This window comes from Nocardia fodinahabitans (genome assembly GCF_052983615.1).
In genome coordinates this window covers 7,496,266-7,515,404 of sequence record NZ_JBRJJC010000001.1, presented here as the reverse complement: position 1 = coordinate 7,515,404, position 19,139 = coordinate 7,496,266, and the positions used below count along the sequence as shown (strand labels likewise).

The following is a 19,139-nucleotide window of genomic DNA, read 5'->3' as shown; positions in this document are numbered from 1 at the left end:
TCCCCGGAACGCTTCGACACGATCGGCCCAATTGGCCAAGACCGCGCGCCATGCGATCGCAGTGGCATGACCGGCGCCACTTCATCAGCTCGTCTCTGACGGTGTTCATCCACCGTAGAACGGCAGGGCCTTCAGTTCGTGCGCTCAGACGCGCTGACCGGGTCGAGCACAAACCCTTGACGGCGCTGATGCACCGTTAGATACCGCAGCCCGTCCGGGCCTGCGGTGAACGCGCGCCGCGACCGGCGCGGTAGCCACACCAGGCCCCCGGGGGGCAATTCGATCTCGCCCATCTCGGTGGTCAGGGTGCCGGTGCCGTCGAGCACGTGGATCAAGACGTCCAGATCGGGCCCGGTATGTGCATCGATGCGCTCCCGAGCGGCCAGACGGATGATGTTGGAATCCAGGTCGCGTCGGCGCATCGGCAACGTCCACACCGCACCGGTTGCATCCAGCTGCCCTGACGTCAACACAGTGGTGTCGGTCAACACTCGCGGCAACGCTGTCGAGGCCAGCTTCTCGATCCGCACCCGCCACACCCGTGGCCCGTCCTCGATCACCTCCCAGCTGTACCCACCGGGAACCTCCACCTCGAACTCCTCGCGCAGATGTCGCGGATAGTGATTGTTCACCAGCACGAATGAGCCGCCGACCGCCAGCGCGTCGAACCGCACAAAAATTGCTGGATGCTTCTCAGGCTTACTCAATTTCCGCACGTCGAGCTCGGGATCCACGTCGGGCATGTGACCCTCTTCCTAGTTTTTACAACCCTCTCTTGTATAAACTAAACCGGTAGGACTCACCCGCCAAGCGGTATCGGATATGACACACGTCTCCACCACAACCTGCGCGACGCGGGTCTCTGCATCAGCAGATATCAACAGCAGGCTCAGAGGAACGAAGGACTGCGATGACCACCGCAACAACTCCTGTCCCCACCCACCGCCCCGCGGTCCGGCGTAATCCACGGGCTGCGCACAGCGCGATCACCCGTCTGCGGAATACGGTGTGCGCCCTGCCGGCCCCCACGCTGCCTCACGACACTGTCCGTGCCACCACCGTGGACGATCTCGCCACCGTCGACATCATCGACTCACACACCCTGGCCGTCGTCGCCCGCCGCGACCGCCACATTCGCCCGATCGCCGCGCTGATCAGCCAGCAGTTTCCTGAGCTCACCGTCACCGTCACCGTCATCCACAGCGCGATCCTCGTCTGCACCGCCTGACACACCGCAGTCCCGATGGGCGCTACCAGTTCGCCGATACCGGTGAGCTCCCGCCCGGTCAACTACTTCCGGTCGGGCGTTGCCATTCAGGCCGGTCGCGATCCGACCGAGCGTCAATCTGCGCTCACGACGCTTCCAGTCGATGTTCACGATCTCTCGACGTCGGCACTGCGATCTGGACCGATGGTCACATCACCGCAGTCGATGTGACTATCCTCGCTACAGGATGGGATTCGAACATCTTCTGCGTCAGCGGTATTGGCGCATTCGTGATGCGGTCGAGCATTCATAGCCAAGAATGTCGACCGCCCGTCCCGGACCGGGCTCCGTCGGACTCGAGCGCGGGGCCGCCAAGGTTGATCCCTGCTCGCTACCTTCACGTGTTCACCGTCCTCGGCGGCGGGGTCGCAGGGCAACGTCCGCTACGACAAATTGACAACTGCGGGGGCAAGGCGCTTGGGTTGAACAGGGCTGGGGCCGAATCCGCGCGTTGGATTTCATTCCGCGGCCACCACCGCATTGATGATCCGTTCTACTGCGTCCAAGCATCAAGGACGCCGACGAGCCGGGGTGGTGTCGAGGGCAGATCGGCAACTGCCGGCGCAACCCGTCCCCGTCCCCGTCCCGAGGTCGAGTCCCGTGAGGAACTGAACTTGATGTCGGGCAGTGGGACACCCAGGAGCTGGTCCGTCGGATCGGAGTCCGACCGCGCACGTGCCCAACATCATCCACGCCGAATATCGCGGAGCTCGTCCACAGAGGATGTGTTTGGCCCCTAGCCCAGCTTCGCGACGGTCAGCAACACTGCCGCATCGTCGAGGGCTTCCAGCGAATGCCGCATGTTAGGCACGGTCAGCAGGTCTCCAGACCGACCTTCCCAGCTGTTCTGGCCTGCGGTGAGCCGGACCCGTCCGTGTAGGACGTGAACAGTTGCCTCGCCCGGGTTTTCGTGCTCGTCGAGACGTTGTCCCGCCGCCAATGCGATCAAGGTTTGGCGCAGAACGTGCTCATGACCGCCGTAGATCGTGCGCGCGCTTCGACCACTCGATGCGGTGCCGGCAAGCTCGAGTTGCTCGCGCGCCAAGGCTGTCAAGGACATCTTCTCCATCGTGCATTCCTTTCTCGTGGATCTTCAGCTCACCGTCATCGCCGGAGATCGGGACTGCTGCACGATCCGGTGACAGCGGTCAGGCAGCCCGAAGGGCTGCTGGGGTCATGATGGTCTCGTATTCGATGGGGGTCAATTTGCCGAGCCGAGTCTGACGTCGACGACGGTGGTAGGTCCGCTCGATCCAGGTCACGATCGCGATCCGCAACTCCTCACGAGTTGCCCATGGCCGACGATCGAGAACATTCTTTTGCAGCAACGCGAAGAATGACTCCATCGCGGCGTTGTCCCCGCACGCGCCGACCCGGCCCATCGATCCGACGATCGCGTGTTTGTTCAAGGCCCGCACGAACTTTCGCGATCGAAATTGCGACCCACGATCGCTGTGAACGACACAACCAGCGACGTGGTCACTGGCCGCGCCACGCCTGGCCACCGCTGAGCCAAGTGCATCGACAGCGAGGCGGGCCTTCATTCGCGAGTCGATCGAGTAGCCCACGATCCGGTTCGAGAACACGTCCTTGATCGCGCACAGATACAACTTGCCTTCACCGGTGTGGTGTTCGGTAATATCGGTGAGCCACAACATGTTTGGTGCATCAGCGGTGAAGTTTCGTGCGACGAGATCGTCATGAACTGGTGGCCCTGACCGGCCATTCTTGGAGCCGCGTTTTTTACCGAAACTGCTCCACCATTTGTTGGTCGAGCAGATCCGCCACGCGGTCCGTGAGGCCATCGCCTGGCCGGCGTCGGCGGCCTCGTCGGCAAGGAACCGGTATCCGAACTCGGGGTCGTCGCGGTGAGCATCGAACAACGCGTCGGCTCGGTAGGCCTCGTCGAGTTCGGCGGCTGTGATCGGGTCAGCGAGCCACCGGTAATACGGTTGGCGCGCGATTTTCAGGACCCGGCACGTCACCGCGACGGGGATCCCGTCAGCGGCCAGCTCACGAACGAGCGGGTACATCATTTTCCCGGCAGGTTCGCCTGCGAGAGATAGGCCGCGGCTCGGCGCAGGACTTCGTTTTCCTGCTCGAGGAGCTTGATCCGTTTCCGGGCCTGGATGAGTTCGGCGTTCTCGGTCGCGGTCGTTCCGGGTCTGGTCCCGTCTTCGACGTCGGCGGCCTTAAGCCAACCGGCCAGACACGACTCGCTGATCCCGAAGTCGGCGGCGATCTGCTTGAGCTGTTGGCCGGGTCCTCGGTTGCGGGCTACGCGCACGACGTCGTCGCGGAACTCTTTGGGGTAGGGCTTGGGCACGGTTACATCCTTCCAGCAGTGCCTGTCGGCACCACAGTTCAGATGTCACCTATCCGTGCAGCAGTCCCATCACCTGCAGCCGAAAGCTTCGAGGTTCCGCCACCACGCTACCGAGTCCAGCTCTAGCCCAGCGTCTCCGAGCTGTGCAACGTTGTGACTCCTCGCGCGGGGCTGAACGAGCACCAGGTCATGTTCTTGTTTGCATCAAGCTATCGGCACCAGGCAGAGGGTGCGGCATCCATCTCCGGCGCGCAGAAGCCCACACGCTGGGGCCGCAGGAACGAGTTGACCATGTGCTCGCCGTTGGCCTGTGTTTAACATCGAGATCGCGATCTCACATGCCGTCAGCGTTCACGTCAATCAACGCTCCGGCCCACTTCCCGGTGGAGCCGTTGCCTGATGACCGTTTACGGAGCAACGATGTCTTCCTTCAAGCTTCGCGCCCGCGCCGCCGGTGTGGTTCTGCCACTGCGGCTTTCGCTGCTCATGACCTGTCTGGTCTCGCTGATCAGCACCCTCATGAGCGACAGCGTGAACGCCGTCCTGTGGCTGCGCTCCTGGCCGATCGCGTTCCCTATCCCGCTACTCGTTCTGCCGATCGTCCGCCGACCCACGGCGCTACTGGTCCGACCAGCACGTCCATGAACGTCGAGTGGCCGTCACCTACCCATGGCGGCGAGCACTCGCCCGGAAATTATCCGTGTGACAAACCCGGCGATCCTCGACCATGCTCGACCGCATGCTGATTCGCACAGGTGGCTCCGCCGACGCTGCGGCCATCGCCGCTCTCCATACCGCCAGTTGGCGCATCGCCTACGCGGGCATCTTTCCTGACGAGTACCTCGACGGCCCGGTCGACGCGGATCACGCCACCCGGTGGCGCATGCTGTTGTCCGAGCCGGTCACGGCGGGTGTGTTCGTTGCCGAGGAAGACTCAACCGTCGTCGGGTTCGCCTATTTCCGTCCGACCGAAAATGGCAGAGTCCTACTCGACAACCTCCACGCACACCCCGATGCGCACGGCGTCGGTATCGGCACCGGCCTCATCGAGTCGGGCCTGAGCTGGTCGGCCGCTACCTACCCCGACCGCCCGGTCTACCTGGAGGTCCTTACTGCGAACACACCCGCCATCAAGTTCTACGAGAGTAGGGGCTGGCACCGAACCGGTTCCGGCACCGTCACATTCGAGGCGGGATTCACTGTCCCCGAATACGAGTACACCTGGCAGCCGACGGGGTGAGCGGGGTGTGACGGCGTCGGCCACTGAGGTGGTCCACGCGCGACGATGGGCACCGACCAACCTAGGCCAGCGCTCATCGGCGCTAACGCTGATCAGGCGTTGACGGCGGCAGCCACGTCGAATCGCCTGACCTGTGCGCACATCCAGCCGCGCGTAACACCCGTCACAAAATTAGTATCCTATTTGCGAATTAAAGTACGGTCTGGTCATGCAGCTCACCCGCTTCACCGACCTCGGACTGCGGATCGTCATGCGGCTCGCCGTGGCCGCCGACGGTGAACGCCCCGGAAGCCGAAGCATCGCCGACGAACTGTCGGTGTCCTACGCACATGCGACGAAAGTGATCACCCGACTCTCCGAACTCGGCATCGTCGATGCACGACGCGGACGTGGAGGTGGCCTGGCCATCACCGAACTCGGGCACACCGCCTCGGTGGGATGGCTCGCGCGCCGCCTCGAAGGTGACGCGGAAGTGGTCGAATGCGACGGCGCCAATCCGTGCCCGCTGCGGGCGGGTTGCCTGCTGCGCTCGGCGTTGCGCCACGCCCAGGAAGCCTTCTTCGAGTCACTGGACCCTCTCACCATCGCGGACCTCACCCGGGCGCCCACCGGAACCATCCTGCTCGCCCTGCCCCAGCCGGTCGGCGCAGTCACCCGCATTTCTTCAACGATCGGAAAATGACATGCTCTCGCCCACTGCGACCGAGATAATCCGCGCGACCCTGCCCGTAGTCGGTGCCGCCATCGAAGACATCACAACGCTGTTCTACCGCAGGATGTTCGCTGCCCACCCCGAACTCGAACGCGACCTGTTCAACCGCGGAAACCAGAAGCAAGGCAACCAGCAGAAAGCGCTCGCCGGAGCCGTCGCCGCCTTTGCGGCTCTTCAATTGGAGCCCGATCGGCCCCGTGTCGATCTGATCCTGTCGAGAATTGCCAACAAGCACGCGTCGCTGGGAATCGAGCCCGCACAGTACGCGATCGTGCACACGCACCTGTTCGAAGCCATCGCCGAGGTGCTCGGTGACGCCGTCACCCCCGAGGTCGCTGCTGCCTGGGACGAGGTGTACTGGCTGATGGCGCAGACACTGATCTCGATGGAAACCGGGCTCTACCAGGCTGCAGGTGTCGCGGTAGGCGATGTCTGGCGCCAGGTGCGTGTTCGCGACCGCCGCCACGAGTCGGCCGACACGGTCTCTTTCGTGCTTGCCTCGGCAGACGGCACACCCCTGCCATCCTTTGCCCCGGGACAATATCTGTCGGTCGGTGTCCATCTCGAGGATGGCGCGCGGCAGATCCGTCAGTACAGTCTGTCCTCTGCACCCTCGCACGATGACTGGCGCATTACCGTCAAGCGCGTCGACGCCCGGATTCTGGCGAACGGGTCGGTTGTCCCGGCTGGCGAAGTGTCGAACTTCCTGTTCCACAATGTTTTCGAAGGAGACCTGCTGAACGTCACCACGCCGTTCGGTGACCTGGTACTTCACGACGATGACGCGCCGTTGCTGCTGATCTCGGCCGGTATCGGCTGCACGCCGATGATGGGAATGCTCAGCCACCTCGCCGAAACCAATGACTCGCGTCCGGTCTCGGTGCTGCACGCCGACCGCTCACCCAGCAACCACGCTCACCGTGCCGAACTCACCGAACTGGTAGAACGCCTGCCGTTCGCGGTCATGCACCGCTGGTACGAGGACCTCGGCGCCCGCCGCCCCGAAGACGGCCTCCGGCAGGGCCGCGCCGACCTCGGTGAGATCACCATCGCACCCGGCACCCGGGCCTACCTGTGCGGTCCTCTGCCGTTCATGCTCGGCATGCGTGAGGTGCTGCTCGCCAAGGACGTGGCACCCGAGAACATCCATTACGAGGTCTTCGGTCCCGACAGCTGGGCGACTGCCACCGTGTGAGCCGCCCATCCGCACGACCGACAAGGGGCGGCAGAGCGGGTAGCCCGGCCTCGGACATTCGGACAGAATCCGCCGGACCCGTGTCCGGAGACGATGCTTGATTGGATCGCTCGACTTAGCCGGCAGTCATCATCGGTGGGTGCTCTCGGCCGCGGTCAGCCAGTCGGCCACATTGCCCAAAGTGCCGAAGCACACAACCCGGAACGGGTTGTAAAGCTCCCACCCGGTGGGCGGTTCGTCGGACCACCTGATCGCCATCGAACGGCGCTTGGCCCGCTCGGTCAACTCGGCGGGTACGCGGCGGGTTGTGTCGTTCATCGGCTGTGCGGTCTCCTCGAGGGCGGTGAAGTGAGCGCCCACGGCGCCGGTGACTGCTCGTCGGATCGGCGTCGTGCGGCGTGGCCATAACGCTAGGAGTGGGGGCGACCGCGACAGAAGAATGTTGCGAAATGTTGCGCAACTGTGAGCCATTGACCCATCCGCACCCCGGAGAGACCAGGATGAACGGGCAGCAGATCGCGCAACACCTTCGGGAGGGGTCCGTCATGAGTTTGTTGTTCGTCGCCTTGAACGCTTGTGGTGGAAGAATGACCATGGCCGCGGTCGTCGGGTTGATCTCCTCGGCCGTGTCGGGGCCCGATTGAGGGCGTAGCGTTCGCTTCCGCGATTCTCGTCGGTTGCGGTTCAAGCACGGGCGAAGCTGCGGCGTTCAAGTAGCGCGCAACGACCCGCACCTGTCTGAACGAATTCAGGGGCGGCTTCGTTCGGCTCGACTGCGCTGCAACACTTCCCGGCACCCTGGCGACGAGGCTGGCGGCCGACACATTGAAAGGTCGGCTGCGGATGCGAGGTCGATGTGGGGGCAAAGCAGGCTATGAACTTCCTGGAGAATCGAAAGCTGTCCCGCCCGCCCCACCGCCCCATCCATCAGGCACCGGCGTGAACCGGGCATTTATTCCGGTCGCGGCCCGGTACCGATTGAAGAGCGGGCTGGCTTCTCCCGGACCGCGAACGGGAGCGACCCGATATTCGCAGCGATGCCGAATCATCCGATATTCGAGGCTCGCGAGCCCGCGGACTGCTGGCAACCAACGATCAGACAGCTCCCGGCCGACACAAGCGGGGCGGACGACTGCGAAGTGGAAGACAGCTGCAGGCGAAGGTCAGAGTTCAGGCCGCGACCCTGAGGTGGTCATCGGTGGTCTGCGCACGCAGATCACCCAGCAGTCTGGTGAGTTTGCGTGACACGCTCATCTGGGAGATGCCGAGGTGTTGGGCGATCTCGCCTTGGGTGAGTGTGTCGTAAAACCGCCAGATCAACAGCTGTTGATCCTCGGACGACAACTGTGCCAACAAGGGTGCGACGGTGATCGTGTCTTCGGCCAGCTGGAAGCGGGGGTCCTCGTCGCCGAAGGTCTCGGCGATCGTCATGCTGGGATCGCCGTCGGTCTCGCGGGCGGGGGTGTCGAGGCTGCGTGTCTGGAACGCGTTGGCCGCCACCAGGGTGCGGGTGATATCGGTGACCGGAACATCGAGTTCGGTGGCGAGTTCTTGAGCGGTGGGGGAGCGGTGCAGGCGTCGGGTCAACTCGTCGGTCATCACCCTGACTTTGCCCTGGAGCTCCTTCTCGCGGCGCGGCACGTGCAAGGGCCAGATGTGGTCGCGGAAGTGTCTGCGTACTTCGCCCATGATGGTGGGGACCGCGAAACCCAAAAACGGTGATCCGGTACTCACGTCGTAGCGGTCGACTGCCATGACTACGCCGAGGCGCGCGGTTTGGAGCAGGTCGTCGAAGATCTCGCCGCGGCCGGCGTACTTGCGGGCGATGTTCTGGGCCAGCGGCAGGCAGATCTCGATGATCTCCTCGCGCAGCGCGTCGTGTTCGGGGCTGCGCGGGTCGGTCAGCGCCAGGTGTACGAACAAGGGTTCGGGGTTTTCGTAGGTGGGGAGGGTGGCGGTGGTGGGCATGCGGTTCAGCTCCTGGCGTTCGTAATGCTCAACGGGGGGAGGTGAGTTAGAGGCCGTTGAGGCCCAGCATTTTGGAGGACATCGTCATCGCCGCGCCCAGGCTGACGGCGCCGAAGAAGGCAAAGGTCAGCGACTCGGTCAGGGCGGTCATACCCAACAGAAAGAACACACAGGTCGCCAACATGATGGTGGTGCTGGTCAGATCCATGCTCGGCGTACTCGGTGCCCGATTACGTGAGTTGGTCATGAGTGAAGGGTTCACCGTTGTGGAGACGAATAAACCGGAAATGGTCGATGATGTTGATCCGGCGACAGTTCTCGGACTTCAGGGTTGAAACACCTGCCTGATGGGAAGAGGTCAGTTTCGGTCTGGCCCGAGACAGCGGCCGTGACCCATTTCGAGTACCGCCTTAGCCACCGGTATGCCTTCGGAGTTCCGCTTGACCACCGCGAACGCGCCGGCCCCTTGCTTTCTCGCCGGGCGAGCTGTCTGAGCATCGACGGGCCGAGGTGAGTATCCGCACCGTTCACCGCCCGACGGCAATTTCGCCGTGCCTGTGAGGTCGACGAGGGTCGCGCCAGGAGCATTGGTCTGCACCGAGGAGATGTCCTTCTTCGCCGATTCCTTGGACTAATAGGCCTGCGACTGGGCGGTGATCTCACCGTTGCCCGCTTTGAGCCGCCACCGGAACTTGCCCGCGGGTCGTCGAAGAGCTCGAACTTTCCTGCCATGACCGGGCCTCGCTTCATCCAAGGAAAACGCGCCTACCAGCGCAGAATAAGCCCGCACCGGTCCAGTGGGCGGCGCCCGCGCCGAGTATCCGTCGCCCGAGCGGAACGGCTCCGAGCCCGGATTAGGCTGATTTTGTGGGTCTTGCCGTGCCAGCAACGATGCTGGCCAAACCCGTATGCAAACACGGCGACTCGATCTACCAACCCGGCCGCCGCTCCTCGGCCTGGACGAAAGTGGTCTCGAGTCTCACAACCGAGGCCGTCATCGTCGGCGCGGTCCCCGGCAACGGCGCCAACACCACGACCTTCGGCCGCCTCGTCCTCACCGCCCACACCCCGGCGGGCGTCTGCGCTGTATTGGCGGGGTCGGGACCGGCTTCTTCGCGGCGTATCCGCGCCGCGCTGGACAGGGTGCGCCGCGAGACCAGTCCGCTCGATGACCCGCCGCCGACGTCGGTCGCGCGGACCGCGTGGTGGTTCGAACTGGTCTTCGTCGACATCGAGTACCGCGAGATCAGCGGCGACGGACTGCTACGCCATCCCAGATTTGGATGGGGTTTGAGACTGTCGCGCGTCAGACTTTGTGGCAGAGCCCGTTGTTTGCGGGTTTGACCAGTGAGAGAGTCTGAATCATGGCTAAACCATCGGCTGTTCCGGCCGAGGAGAAGGCAAGGATCGTGTTGTCGGTCCTTGCCGGTGAGCTCACCGTGGCCGAAGCGGCCCGGCGAGCGAAGGTGTCCGAGCAGTCGGTGGGCAACTGGAAACGCCAGTTCCTCGAAGCCGGCCGCGCCGGTCTGACCGCGGGCAAGTCTGGATCCTCCACGCGTGAGCAGCAGCTCGAGGCCGAGATCGCAGATCTGACACAGGCTTTGGGAGAAGCGCACCTGGCCGCGCGGGTGTGGAAGAAGTCCGCGGAGGGCCGGTTGGGCCCTTCGAGGACCTCGAGGTGATCCGCGTCGAGGCGGGCACGGGCGACCACGAGGTTCTGCGCGGTGGTCGGTGTGCCCGAACGGACCTGGCGCCGTCGGCAGGCCCGCGCCCGCACCGGTGCCCCGGTGATCGGGCCGTGGCCCCGGCCGGCCCGCGAGAACGCTCGCGAGGCGGTGCGTCGGCACGCGTTGGCGCATCCGGCGTGGGGACACCGCAAGGTGTGGGCGATGTGCCGCTACGACGGTCACCAGGTGTCGCAGGCGACGGTGCTGCGGTGCTTACGTGATGAGGGCCTGCTGCTGTCGGCGGCGTATCAGCGTGAGCGCCGCCAGCTCGCAGCTCGGCGCAAGGCTGCGTTCGCGTTCGAGCCGACCGGCCCGAATCAGGTGTGGCAGTTGGACTTCAGCGAGTTCGAGACCACCACCGGCGGGACGTGGCGGATCGCCGGATGCCCGGACTACTGGTCGAAGTACGAGCACCCGTGGCATGTGTCACCGACGGCGAACCAGCATGATGCGATCACCGCGATCGAGCTCGCGCTGGCCGACTACGAGCAGGCGTTCGGCCGCCCGCTGGCCGCGACGGCAGCCCGTGACGGCGACGGCAACATCATTCCGGTGTTAACGATCGTGACCGACAACGGTGGTCCGTTCCGGTCGTTCCGGTTCGAGGCGTTCATCGCCGCTCACCCCGAGCTGCGGCACGTCCGCACTCGTGTCAGGTCGCCGGGCCAGAACGGCTCGCGTGAGCGCGGCTTCGGGTCACTGAAGTACGAGCGACTGTTCTGCGAGGAAATCGACGACGTGCTGGACCTGGTGAAGCACGCCGACGCCTACCGGGTCGAGTACAACACCGTCCGTCCGCACGAGGCCATCGCCTGGAACCGGCCGGCCGAGGTCCATCGCGGCCTGGTCGACCCATTGATCCCCAACTTTCCAGAGACCGAAAACCTGCCAACTACTTGACGCGGGACAAGACTGACCGTTGACCGTTGACTCGGCGATGATGTGGTGATCCGCCAGGCGGTTCCGTTGACGGTAGGGATGAAGTTGTCGCGACGGTGGGTGGCGCAGTATCCGTTGATCCAGGTAACGAGGGAGTTGAGGTGGTCGTTCGTCGTAATCGTCCGTAGCGCGTATTCTCGGGGTTCTTGGTCAGGGAGGCAGGCCTGTATCCGCCGGTGAATTCTGTTGCGGCGAAAAGATATTCGACTCCAGCTGGTTGGAGCTGTTCGAGAACGCGGATGGCCCGCGCGGCAGGCGCGCCGCCGATCCATGTTGCCCGAACCCCGCGGTGATCTCTTTCGCCTTGAACACGAGGCCGACGACCTTGTAGCGATAGATCCGGCCCGTGTCGTCGCGCTGAACGGACAGACAGCTGCGCCGCGTCACATCGGGGCGAGAAACTCTCGGCGGGTACGGGCGATCAGCTCAGGGTAGTCCCGCCCGAAGGTGCACAGCGCAGAGTGCAGTGCTGTCAGTGTCTGCCATGGCTCGATGGCGGGAACAGCCGCATACATGTAGACACCGATCGCGCTGAACTGCGGAATCAGATCACCGATCCCTTCGAAGCCGGGAACCACAGTCAGCTTGATCTGCGGGTCGGTGTCGAGACGTTGCCCGAGCAGCGAGGCGTTGGCGAAGTCCGGCGGCGCTGTCGCACCGGCAACGAGAGCGTCCAGCACAGTACGAAAGTCAGGGATCGCGGTCAGACCTGCCCGTTCGAAGGCTTGTCGGGCACACCACCGGATCAGCACCTGCTGGACGGGGCCAGACAGAGCGAGGACTTCGTCGACCAGGTCACGATCCAGGTAGGCGATCATCGACGCCGCGCCCTTCACACTGAGGTCGAGCAGCGCGAGCCCGGTCGGTTGGCGACCCCCGAAAGCTTCTCTGCGAGCGTAGAAGGCATAGGCCTCAGGCCCGAACCGATCCACCTTCGCGTAGGTCTTGCCCTCGTTGAGCAAGTAGATGTGCTCGGCGTCGATCTGTGGTGACTGGGCCCCGTCGGTGGGTCCACCGGCTATGCGAGTTGTAGCTGCTGCTGAAACTCGGTCGGTGACCACTGCTCACGGAACGCTTCCGGGCTGAGAAAGCCCAACGACCCGTGGGGTCGGTAACTGTTGTACTCGATCCGCCAGTCCTCGGCAAGAACACGGACCTCGGTCAACGAATGAAACACCTCGCACGACAAGAACTCGTCGCGGAAACGCCCGTTGAACGACTCGCAGATCCCGTTCTGCCACGGCGATCCCGGATCGATGAACGACGCGTCGACACCGGTGAACCGGCACCAATCCCGCATCGCGTGCGCGGTCATCTCCGTGCCGTTGTCCATCCGGATATGGACTGGCCCGCCACCTGTGTCCGCGATGATCTCATCGAGCACCCCGACCAACTGATCCGACGTGCACGACCGAAATGCTCTGGTAGCCAACGCTTCCCGCGTGAACTCATCGACGATGTTGAGGAACCGGACCTGGCGCCCGTCGACGGTGACATCAACCTGGAAATCCAACGCCCACATCTGATCAGGTGCGGTTGCCCGCAACCGTTGATTGCGGCCTGCCCCGATCCGCCGTTTCTTCCGGACCCGGAATGGTCGTTTCAGACCTTCCTCGCGCCAAAGCCGTTGGGTCCGTTTGTGGTTGGTGACCATGCCCTCGCCGCGGCAAAGTGCGTGGGCTTTGCGCCATCCCCACCGCGGGTGCTTGGCCGAGATCTCGCGTAACCGCGCCCGTAAAGCCCGGTCGAGCTCAGTGATCGTGGGTGGTCGGCGTTGCACTGATCGGGGTTGCCCCACGACCGCGCACGCGCGTCGCTGTGACACCCGAAACCGTTGTTGCAGAAACACGACGGCTCTGCGGCGTCGGTCCGGGCTCAGAAGTTTCCCCGGTTCACTTCCTTGAGCATGTCGATATCGAGGGCTTGCTCGGCGACCATCTTCTTCAGCCGCGCGTTCTCGCGTTCGAGCTCTTTGAGCCGTTTCGCGTCGTCGGACTTCATGCCGCCGTATTGGGCTTGCCAGCGGTGCCAGGAGGCGTCGGAGATCTCGAGGTGTTTACAGACCTCTTCGATCGAGAAGCCCTGCCCGATCAGCTTCTCGCCTTCGCGGAGCTTCCGGATGACCTGCTCGGGGGTGTGTCGTCGTGCCATGGTGTGTTCTCGTCCTCCTGCACCCATTCTGGTGCATCAGAACTCTCACAACCACTGGACCTGCTCAAAGGGATCCAGTCAGTGGGCGCTGTTTGGTCGTCGGCGCGGTCACGGCGACGGTGTGGGCATCGTCGATCTTGTGCAGCCGGGTGATTCCGGCAAACTGGCTGGTTGTGGTGGTTAGCTGGATCAGGTAGGTCTCGGTAGGTTCAGTGACACCGAGATCGAAGTGGGTGTCACGGCCGCGAGCGTGGACCCGCACGCGGTAACGGCCCGCCGCGATGGCGAGGAAGTGTTCGGTGAGGTCACCGTCGAGACTCATCACCTGCAGCGGTGAATCGGTCTCGATGACGGTTTCCTCGATTGCTTCCCAATCGTCGAATCGGAGTTCGGTATCGGCGGTGCAGTCGAGGATCAGGGTGGCCGGGCCATTGGCGATGCCCGTCAGCACGCAGACGAATCCGGGACCGGTCCAGATTAGGGTTCCTTCTGCAGTGGCGTCGGTGGGATCGGCGTCGATGGTGGACAGCAGGAACTGGTGGTGATCGACCTGGACGGTCCCGGTTTCGCTCATCGTCTACTCCTTCTCGGTTACAGGCCCTTCACGTAGAAGGTCTCGCCATCGTGGACTCGGTTCTTCGTATAGAACCAGCTCACGATCCCTCCGCCGCGCATGTTGTCGCGTCCGGCGTCTCGACACTGGTCAGCACCAGGCCGCTCGAGGAATACATCGAACGTGCGTCACAACCGCCTGCCTTCACTCAGACCTGCGATGTCATCGCGGGTCACGTCCCTGAAAATGTCAGTGCCGATTCGTCACCTCGTGTCAGTAGCGACTCGCCGACGTCGGAGAGTCAACGGTTCCAAATCGACGCTCAGTTACGTTCGTTTGATGTATTTGCCCGGCAGTGCCTCTGCGCTGCACCATGCGCTGCTGCAGCATGAACAAGCGGCGAGATCGCACAATCGGGGATGGTGCTGATGCGGCGAGCTATCGAGTCCGTATGCCGGCGTAGGACGAAGCGGTCGCATCGGCGAAGTAGCGCACGGCGCCACTGGCGGTGATCCGTTTGCGCCAGCCACTGGAGCGCCGATATCCGGCGCCGGCCAGCAAGTGATCGAGCCGTTCCAGATCAGCTGCGGTACCTGGCCGCACCGGCAAAGACCACGACCGCGACCACTCGCCCGCGTGCCGACCGTTGCCCGGGGCGTCGAAGATTCTGCTGTAGACATCGACCGCGCTGTCATCGAGATCGAGGCGGGCGATGATGTAGAACTCGCTGCGCGAAGTCTTTCCCGAAGCAGAAGCGGTCACAGCTCCGGATCGGTGATCGGCTGGGCCCCGATCACCGGAATCATCTGGGCAGCAGGAGTTTACGCATCTACTTCCCCGGCTTTGCTGCGCGCAGGATCGGCTCGCAGTCTTCGGTTTCCGGCCTTCGACAGCGCACTCGTTCGCAGGGCAAACAGAATTAGCTGACGGAACAACGGTCATCGGCGCACCTCACATTTTACGGGGACGGAGCATTCACGAGAAAAACCCCATCACAGTTACCGGTAGGCAACTAGGGCAGAAAGTCCTTCCAGAAGAATGGCTTTCCGCTGCGCACGCTTCACAGCAGCGGCCACCGATTCACGCGGCGACACCGCCTGATCAGAAGCGGTTTGCTGACACTCATGACGAGCCTGGATCACCGCAGCTATCGAGAGCGGGACGCCGCGATCGGTCGTTACTGGGTCGCGGCGACGACCGGCGGCGGGTACATGTGGTGGATCGTCAGTGACGCCGCCAGAATGCGTGATTCGTTCGGGTCTGTCGGACTCATCCCGGTGAGTTCACCGATTCGGCTCAGCCGGTAGGTGAAGGTGTTGGGGTGCACATGCAGGTATTTCGAGGCCGATTTTCGGTCGACCCCGAAACGCAGATGCGCCTCCAGCGCTTCGAGCAGATGGGGGGCGCTGAGCAGAGGAGCGATGAGTCCGGCGAGTTGGTCGCGTGATGGGCCAGGGCGGGTGAGTTGGTATTCGAGTAGTAGATCTTGGATCCGATACAGGCCCGTGGGTCGTCCGAGAAGACGGGCGAGAGTCGCGAGCTCAGCGACTTCTTCTGCCGCGCCGGGCAGGTCAGCTCGCGCGACGGTGACCCGGTTGGCGAGGAAGACCGGCTTGCCGAACTGCTCGGCGAGATCTGCCGCCATCGCAGCGTGCAGTGCCGCGGTGCTGTTCGGGTCGGCGTCCTCTGGCAACAGCGCGATCCCGTTGGCGCCGTCGAACGTGACCAACCCGGTTCCGTTGGTGAGCGTTTCCAGCGCCCGATGCAGGATCCTCATCCGTCGCCGTGCCAACAGATCCGCTGTCGGGCCGGGTTGGTCATCGGGCACTGTCTGGATCGCGAGAACGGTGTACTGATCGGTCACCGGCGTCGCGGCGCGAGCAGCAAGTTCATCGGTGGGCTGACCACGAAGCAGCGCCAGGCACAGCTCTCGGCGAGCGGCTCTCTCGGCGTTATAGATCGAGTGCTCGACATCGTTGTAGGACTCTGTCACGACGACATTGATGTGCATCAGCAGGACAAGCGCGCGTGAGGAGATCGCGACCAGCTCATTGATCTCTGTTGGTTGTGCGAGCGCGGCGGCCGCGGCCAACACCGCCTGGGCGGATCCGTGGATGGCTTCGATGAGGATCGACAGCGGAAAGCGGTCCTCCGCGTGACGCTCCGCGACCGGGGCGACAAAGGTCTCGACCTCGGCTCGGGTGAGGTCGCGGTTCTCACCGAGAGCGAACAACATCGCCCGCCCGCAGGCATAAATGGCGGGCAGCACTTCGCCGGAAAAGTGGTCGTCCGGAAGGCCCGCTGCCGGTGTCGTGGCACCCAGACCCAAAGCCAGCATCCCCTCAGCGAGCTTCGGCCAATTGGTAAGTATGCGTGCGGCGAGGGGCGGATCTGCGGTGGTCGACGGTCTAGCGGCTGACATGGGTTGATTGTGACCCCAGGGCAGCCAATCGGACAACAGAGCACCGCTGGCTACTCAGACTTTGGCGTCGACTACAAGGTCAGGTCTCTCGACTCTGGACGTCAGTGCAGTGACGGCCCATACCGATCGGTACAGACTTTTCCTTGCCGCCACCACGAAGCGACGTCCATCACAGCGTCACTTGATTGTGGTCCGAGTCACTTGGATCGGTGGTGCGCGGTCGATCAGATAGGAATTGTTGGAAATGCTTGCAATGAAGCAGCACATGCGCCGGTCCGTTGTGGCCGCCGCGCTCATCGTGGGAGTCGCCGTCGGGCACGGACTCGCAGCCACACCCGCCATCGCAGAGCCCGCGCCCACCGCGGACTTGCAGTCTCTGGCCGACGCGATCAGCGAGGGGCTCAAGCCTTCGCCGGACGGCAGACAACCTCAGGCGATCGTCGACTCGGGCGGTAGCTCGGGCAGCGGTTCCGGTAGTTCGGGCAGTGGATCAGGCAGCGCGTCCGGGAGCGCCTCGGGCAGCAGTTCCGGGTATGGACACAGCACGGCCGCAGCGCCTACCGGTCAGGGCCCGGAACTGACCGCCCCGCTCGCCGCCTTCGCCTACGGGCTGGTCAGCCCCGATGTCGCCCCCGCGGGCGCGAACAACTGGGATTGCAAGCCCAGCGCTGCTCATCCTCGCCCGGTGGTGCTGTTGCACGGCACCTGGCTCAACGCCTTCGACACCTTCAGCTACCTCTCACCGCAACTCGCGCGAGCCGGGTTCTGTGTGTTCGCCCTGAACTTCGGACGCTCGGGTCTCATCGAGGGCGGCGGTGTCGGCGCCATTCTGCCCGGCCGCTACGGCGTCGGACCCATCGAGAAGTCCTCTGTCCAGGTCGCTGACTTCATCGACCGGGTACGCACGACGACCGGTGCGGACAAGGTCGACATCGTGGGCCACTCCCAAGGCGGCACCGTCGCGAACCACTACCTGAAATTCGAAGGCGGCGCGGACAAGGTCGACAAGCTGGTCACCTACGGTGCCACCCACCACGGCACCACACTGATGGGCATCGCGACGCTCGGTCGGGCGATCAACAACCTCGGCATCGACGTCCTCGGATTCGGTGAACCGATCATCGGAATTGCCAACATCCAGCAAACGGTCGGGTCCCCGTTCTACGCCACGCTCAACGCGAAGGGCGACACCGTCCCTGGTGTCGACTACACCGCGGTGGCATCACGCTGGGACGAGGTCACCAACCCCTATGACCTTGCGTTCCTCAAAGCGGGTGAGGGCGCGACGGTCCGTAACATCACGCTGCAGGAAGGGTGCGAACAGGACCTGTCCGATCACCTGACCCTGATGTATTCACCGCGCTCGGCCTCTATCGCTCTCAACGCCCTCGACCCCGTCAACCACCCGGCCCTGAACTGCTCGTTCAACCCGTGGTTGATCGGTGGCAGCGGAAAACTGTGAGTCCGCGATGACCGCCGCTCATATCGAGGTCGACTCGCCGGCGCAACTCGCGCCGGCGACCGACCGGATCGCACACAAGATCCTCGAAACCATCCCCCGTCGCAGCCGACGAGGAAACGTTCTGCGCGACGAGATCAGCGCCATCGTCGCCGACTGCCTGGCACTGGTCTCCGACACAGAGCCAACACAGCACGGCCGCCGGATCTCGCGTATTCGTCCGGCCGCCGCACGCTGGGCGAGCATCGGTGTACCGATCGAAACAGTGCAGCAGCATGTGCACGCCGGGTTCCGGCTACACCTCGACGATCTCGAGGCCCGCGGTGCGCCTTTCGACGAAGTCCATCGATTGATGGACGCGTTGAGCTCGGTGACCGCGACGGTGTCGACGATCTATATGGAGGTCGCACCGCCTAGCGACGATCGCGGTGGGTACGTGGCCCACACGCTGCTCAGCGGCCGCTATACGACCAGAGCTACTCGTGAGCACGGTGCGCCACTCGATGAGCGCTACACCGTGCTCGCGGTGGCCGCCGATCGGTCCGGGCGTGATGCGGTATCACCGCGCGAGTTCCGAGAAATGCTGTCGGCACGATTCGGGCAGCCCATGCCGGGATTGGAATCCCGTTTCGGCGCAACGATTCTCGTGCCGGAGTCCTTCACCATCGACAAGATCCGCCAGATGGTCGGACGGACCTCACTCACCGTGGTGGGGGTGACTGTCGACCGAGACCAGGTTCGCTGCGCCGCTGAGGAGGCACACGAACTGTTGGATGTGGCGATACGCCTGCATCACCCGCCGGGCATGTACGAGATCGAAGACCTCGCTATCGAGTATCAACTGACTCGGCCGGGGCCGGGACGGGATCGCCTCGAAGTGTTCCTCGACCCGGTGGCCGAGTTCCCGGACTTGATCGCCACGCTGCGCGTCCATATCAACAACGGCCTCAGCCGCAGGCTCACCGCACGCGAAACTCACATCCACATGAACACCGTCGACTACCGGCTCCGACGGATCTACGAGCTCGTGGGACTCAACGCGCGCAATCCAAAGCTCATCTGGATTCTGCAAGCCGCGCTGATCGTGCGCGACTACCAATCGGTCGACCAGCCCACCAGCACGGCCGTCTAGTGCCCGGTCACGCCACAGGGAGATAGTCCGGCGCTGGACCTTGGAACC

General features: G+C 63.8%; 23 protein-coding genes. 10 read left to right on the top strand and 13 right to left on the bottom strand.

What is annotated here, in order from left to right:
- Positions 1-131: 131 nt before the first annotated feature.
- Entirely contained in the window at positions 132-743 is a 612-nt protein-coding gene (locus NV348_RS35505) for a DUF2249 domain-containing protein (protein WP_357212902.1), read from the bottom strand.
- A gap of 167 nt (positions 744-910) precedes the next feature.
- Here NV348_RS35505 and NV348_RS35500 point away from each other — a divergent pair, with 167 nt between their 5' ends.
- A complete protein-coding gene (locus NV348_RS35500) occupies positions 911-1,228 on the top strand; it encodes a hypothetical protein (RefSeq protein WP_357212904.1) in 318 nt (105 codons plus the stop codon).
- Positions 1,229-2,003: 775 nt separating this feature from the next.
- Here the strand turns inward: NV348_RS35500 and NV348_RS35495 are convergent.
- Both NV348_RS35495 and NV348_RS35490 read right to left on the bottom strand, forming a co-directional pair.
- On the bottom strand, positions 2,004-2,336 hold the full coding sequence (locus NV348_RS35495) for a cupin domain-containing protein (protein WP_062992136.1): 333 nt from the start codon (positions 2,334-2,336) through the stop codon (positions 2,004-2,006).
- A 79-nt stretch (positions 2,337-2,415) separates the two neighbouring features.
- Positions 2,416-3,593 (bottom strand): IS3 family transposase gene (locus tag NV348_RS35490; protein WP_447150838.1). Its coding sequence is split into 2 segments (ribosomal slippage): positions 2,416-3,306 and positions 3,309-3,593, totalling 1,176 coding nucleotides; the frame shifts between segments, so codons are not numbered across the junction.
- 420 nt (positions 3,594-4,013) lie between these two features.
- Between NV348_RS35490 and NV348_RS35485 the strand changes: the two genes are divergently transcribed.
- From NV348_RS35485 to NV348_RS35470, 4 genes are all read left to right on the top strand, one after another.
- Complete coding sequence (locus tag NV348_RS35485; RefSeq protein ID WP_062992134.1) at positions 4,014-4,238, top strand: DUF2798 domain-containing protein; 225 nt, start codon at positions 4,014-4,016, stop codon at positions 4,236-4,238.
- 94 nt (positions 4,239-4,332) lie between these two features.
- Complete coding sequence (locus NV348_RS35480) at positions 4,333-4,833, top strand: GNAT family N-acetyltransferase (RefSeq protein WP_357212907.1); 501 nt, start codon at positions 4,333-4,335, stop codon at positions 4,831-4,833.
- 208 nt (positions 4,834-5,041) lie between these two features.
- Positions 5,042-5,515: an RrF2 family transcriptional regulator gene (locus NV348_RS35475; protein ID WP_062992132.1), complete on the top strand. Its 474-nt coding sequence runs from the start codon at positions 5,042-5,044 to the stop codon at positions 5,513-5,515.
- 1 nt (position 5,516) lies between these two features.
- Positions 5,517-6,740: a globin domain-containing protein gene (locus NV348_RS35470; protein ID WP_396908654.1), complete on the top strand. Its 1,224-nt coding sequence runs from the start codon at positions 5,517-5,519 to the stop codon at positions 6,738-6,740.
- A gap of 129 nt (positions 6,741-6,869) precedes the next feature.
- Here NV348_RS35470 and NV348_RS35465 read toward each other — a convergent pair whose 3' ends face one another.
- The 4 genes from NV348_RS35465 to NV348_RS35450 form a co-directional block, all read right to left on the bottom strand.
- Positions 6,870-7,058, bottom strand: a complete 189-nt coding sequence (locus NV348_RS35465; protein ID WP_143876131.1) for a hypothetical protein — start codon at positions 7,056-7,058, stop codon at positions 6,870-6,872.
- A gap of 852 nt (positions 7,059-7,910) precedes the next feature.
- The gene (locus NV348_RS35460; RefSeq protein ID WP_357212914.1) at positions 7,911-8,708 is read right to left on the bottom strand and encodes a SigB/SigF/SigG family RNA polymerase sigma factor; all 798 of its coding nucleotides are present in this window, start codon (positions 8,706-8,708) and stop codon (positions 7,911-7,913) included.
- A 46-nt stretch (positions 8,709-8,754) separates the two neighbouring features.
- On the bottom strand, positions 8,755-8,916 hold the full coding sequence (locus tag NV348_RS35455; protein WP_447150837.1) for a hypothetical protein: 162 nt from the start codon (positions 8,914-8,916) through the stop codon (positions 8,755-8,757).
- A gap of 423 nt (positions 8,917-9,339) precedes the next feature.
- Positions 9,340-9,498 (bottom strand): DUF1508 domain-containing protein, encoded by a 159-nt coding sequence (locus tag NV348_RS35450; RefSeq protein WP_357212916.1) that lies wholly within the window; start codon positions 9,496-9,498, stop codon positions 9,340-9,342.
- 77 nt (positions 9,499-9,575) lie between these two features.
- On the opposite strand from NV348_RS35450, the gene NV348_RS35445 reads away from it, so the two are divergent.
- From NV348_RS35445 to NV348_RS35435, 3 genes are read left to right on the top strand one after another with little or no spacing between them, the layout of a single operon-like run.
- Entirely contained in the window at positions 9,576-10,052 is a 477-nt protein-coding gene (locus NV348_RS35445; RefSeq protein ID WP_447150836.1) for an ATP dependent DNA ligase, read from the top strand.
- A 20-nt stretch (positions 10,053-10,072) separates the two neighbouring features.
- A complete protein-coding gene (locus tag NV348_RS35440; protein WP_447150835.1) occupies positions 10,073-10,390 on the top strand; it encodes a transposase in 318 nt (105 codons plus the stop codon).
- 51 nt (positions 10,391-10,441) lie between these two features.
- Positions 10,442-11,335, top strand: coding sequence for a transposase (locus NV348_RS35435; protein ID WP_447150834.1), 894 nt, complete (start codon positions 10,442-10,444; stop codon positions 11,333-11,335).
- A gap of 189 nt (positions 11,336-11,524) precedes the next feature.
- Here NV348_RS35435 and NV348_RS35430 read toward each other — a convergent pair whose 3' ends face one another.
- The 6 genes from NV348_RS35430 to NV348_RS35405 form a co-directional block, all read right to left on the bottom strand.
- Positions 11,525-11,761, bottom strand: coding sequence for a hypothetical protein (locus NV348_RS35430; protein WP_357212921.1), 237 nt, complete (start codon positions 11,759-11,761; stop codon positions 11,525-11,527).
- Positions 11,758-12,336, bottom strand: coding sequence for a hypothetical protein (locus NV348_RS35425; RefSeq protein WP_447150833.1), 579 nt, complete (start codon positions 12,334-12,336; stop codon positions 11,758-11,760). The genes NV348_RS35430 and NV348_RS35425 overlap by 4 nt, the downstream gene beginning before the upstream one ends.
- 56 nt (positions 12,337-12,392) lie before the next feature.
- Positions 12,393-13,525, bottom strand: a protein-coding gene (locus NV348_RS35420; RefSeq protein ID WP_447150832.1) for an IS3 family transposase whose coding sequence is annotated in 2 segments (ribosomal slippage) — positions 12,393-13,264 and positions 13,264-13,525 — 1,134 coding nt in all. Because the reading frame shifts where the segments join, the coding sequence is not laid out codon by codon here.
- A gap of 64 nt (positions 13,526-13,589) precedes the next feature.
- Complete coding sequence (locus NV348_RS35415; protein WP_447150831.1) at positions 13,590-14,099, bottom strand: hypothetical protein; 510 nt, start codon at positions 14,097-14,099, stop codon at positions 13,590-13,592.
- A gap of 417 nt (positions 14,100-14,516) precedes the next feature.
- The gene (locus NV348_RS35410; protein WP_357212926.1) at positions 14,517-14,840 is read right to left on the bottom strand and encodes a hypothetical protein; all 324 of its coding nucleotides are present in this window, start codon (positions 14,838-14,840) and stop codon (positions 14,517-14,519) included.
- 415 nt (positions 14,841-15,255) lie between these two features.
- Positions 15,256-16,536 carry a PucR family transcriptional regulator gene (locus tag NV348_RS35405; protein ID WP_447150830.1) on the bottom strand — a complete coding sequence of 427 codons (1,281 nt, stop codon included), beginning with the start codon at positions 16,534-16,536 and terminating at the stop codon, positions 15,256-15,258.
- A 217-nt stretch (positions 16,537-16,753) separates the two neighbouring features.
- On the opposite strand from NV348_RS35405, the gene NV348_RS35400 reads away from it, so the two are divergent.
- Both NV348_RS35400 and NV348_RS35395 read left to right on the top strand, forming a co-directional pair.
- Positions 16,754-17,962: an esterase/lipase family protein gene (locus NV348_RS35400; RefSeq protein WP_062991517.1), complete on the top strand. Its 1,209-nt coding sequence runs from the start codon at positions 16,754-16,756 to the stop codon at positions 17,960-17,962.
- Between the two features lie 7 nt (positions 17,963-17,969).
- Positions 17,970-19,091, top strand: a complete 1,122-nt coding sequence (locus NV348_RS35395; protein WP_062991515.1) for a PucR family transcriptional regulator — start codon at positions 17,970-17,972, stop codon at positions 19,089-19,091.
- Positions 19,092-19,139 lie beyond the last annotated feature (48 nt).

Coding starts and splice junctions, on each gene's coding strand:
- NV348_RS35480 (WP_357212907.1), top strand. CDS start 4,333: ATGCTGATTCGCACAGGTGGCTCCGCCGACGCTGCGGCCATCGCCGCT.
- NV348_RS35440 (WP_447150835.1), top strand. CDS start 10,073: ATGGCTAAACCATCGGCTGTTCCGGCCGAGGAGAAGGCAAGGATCGTG.
- NV348_RS35485 (WP_062992134.1), top strand. CDS start 4,014: ATGTCTTCCTTCAAGCTTCGCGCCCGCGCCGCCGGTGTGGTTCTGCCA.
- NV348_RS35470 (WP_396908654.1), top strand. CDS start 5,517: ATGCTCTCGCCCACTGCGACCGAGATAATCCGCGCGACCCTGCCCGTA.
- NV348_RS35495 (WP_062992136.1), bottom strand. CDS start 2,336: ATGGAGAAGATGTCCTTGACAGCCTTGGCGCGCGAGCAACTCGAGCTT.
- NV348_RS35500 (WP_357212904.1), top strand. CDS start 911: ATGACCACCGCAACAACTCCTGTCCCCACCCACCGCCCCGCGGTCCGG.
- NV348_RS35460 (WP_357212914.1), bottom strand. CDS start 8,708: ATGCCCACCACCGCCACCCTCCCCACCTACGAAAACCCCGAACCCTTG.
- NV348_RS35415 (WP_447150831.1), bottom strand. CDS start 14,099: ATGAGCGAAACCGGGACCGTCCAGGTCGATCACCACCAGTTCCTGCTG.
- NV348_RS35455 (WP_447150837.1), bottom strand. CDS start 8,916: ATGGATCTGACCAGCACCACCATCATGTTGGCGACCTGTGTGTTCTTT.
- NV348_RS35400 (WP_062991517.1), top strand. CDS start 16,754: ATGAAGCAGCACATGCGCCGGTCCGTTGTGGCCGCCGCGCTCATCGTG.
- NV348_RS35475 (WP_062992132.1), top strand. CDS start 5,042: ATGCAGCTCACCCGCTTCACCGACCTCGGACTGCGGATCGTCATGCGG.
- NV348_RS35505 (WP_357212902.1), bottom strand. CDS start 743: ATGCCCGACGTGGATCCCGAGCTCGACGTGCGGAAATTGAGTAAGCCT.
- NV348_RS35465 (WP_143876131.1), bottom strand. CDS start 7,058: ATGAACGACACAACCCGCCGCGTACCCGCCGAGTTGACCGAGCGGGCC.
- NV348_RS35395 (WP_062991515.1), top strand. CDS start 17,970: ATGACCGCCGCTCATATCGAGGTCGACTCGCCGGCGCAACTCGCGCCG.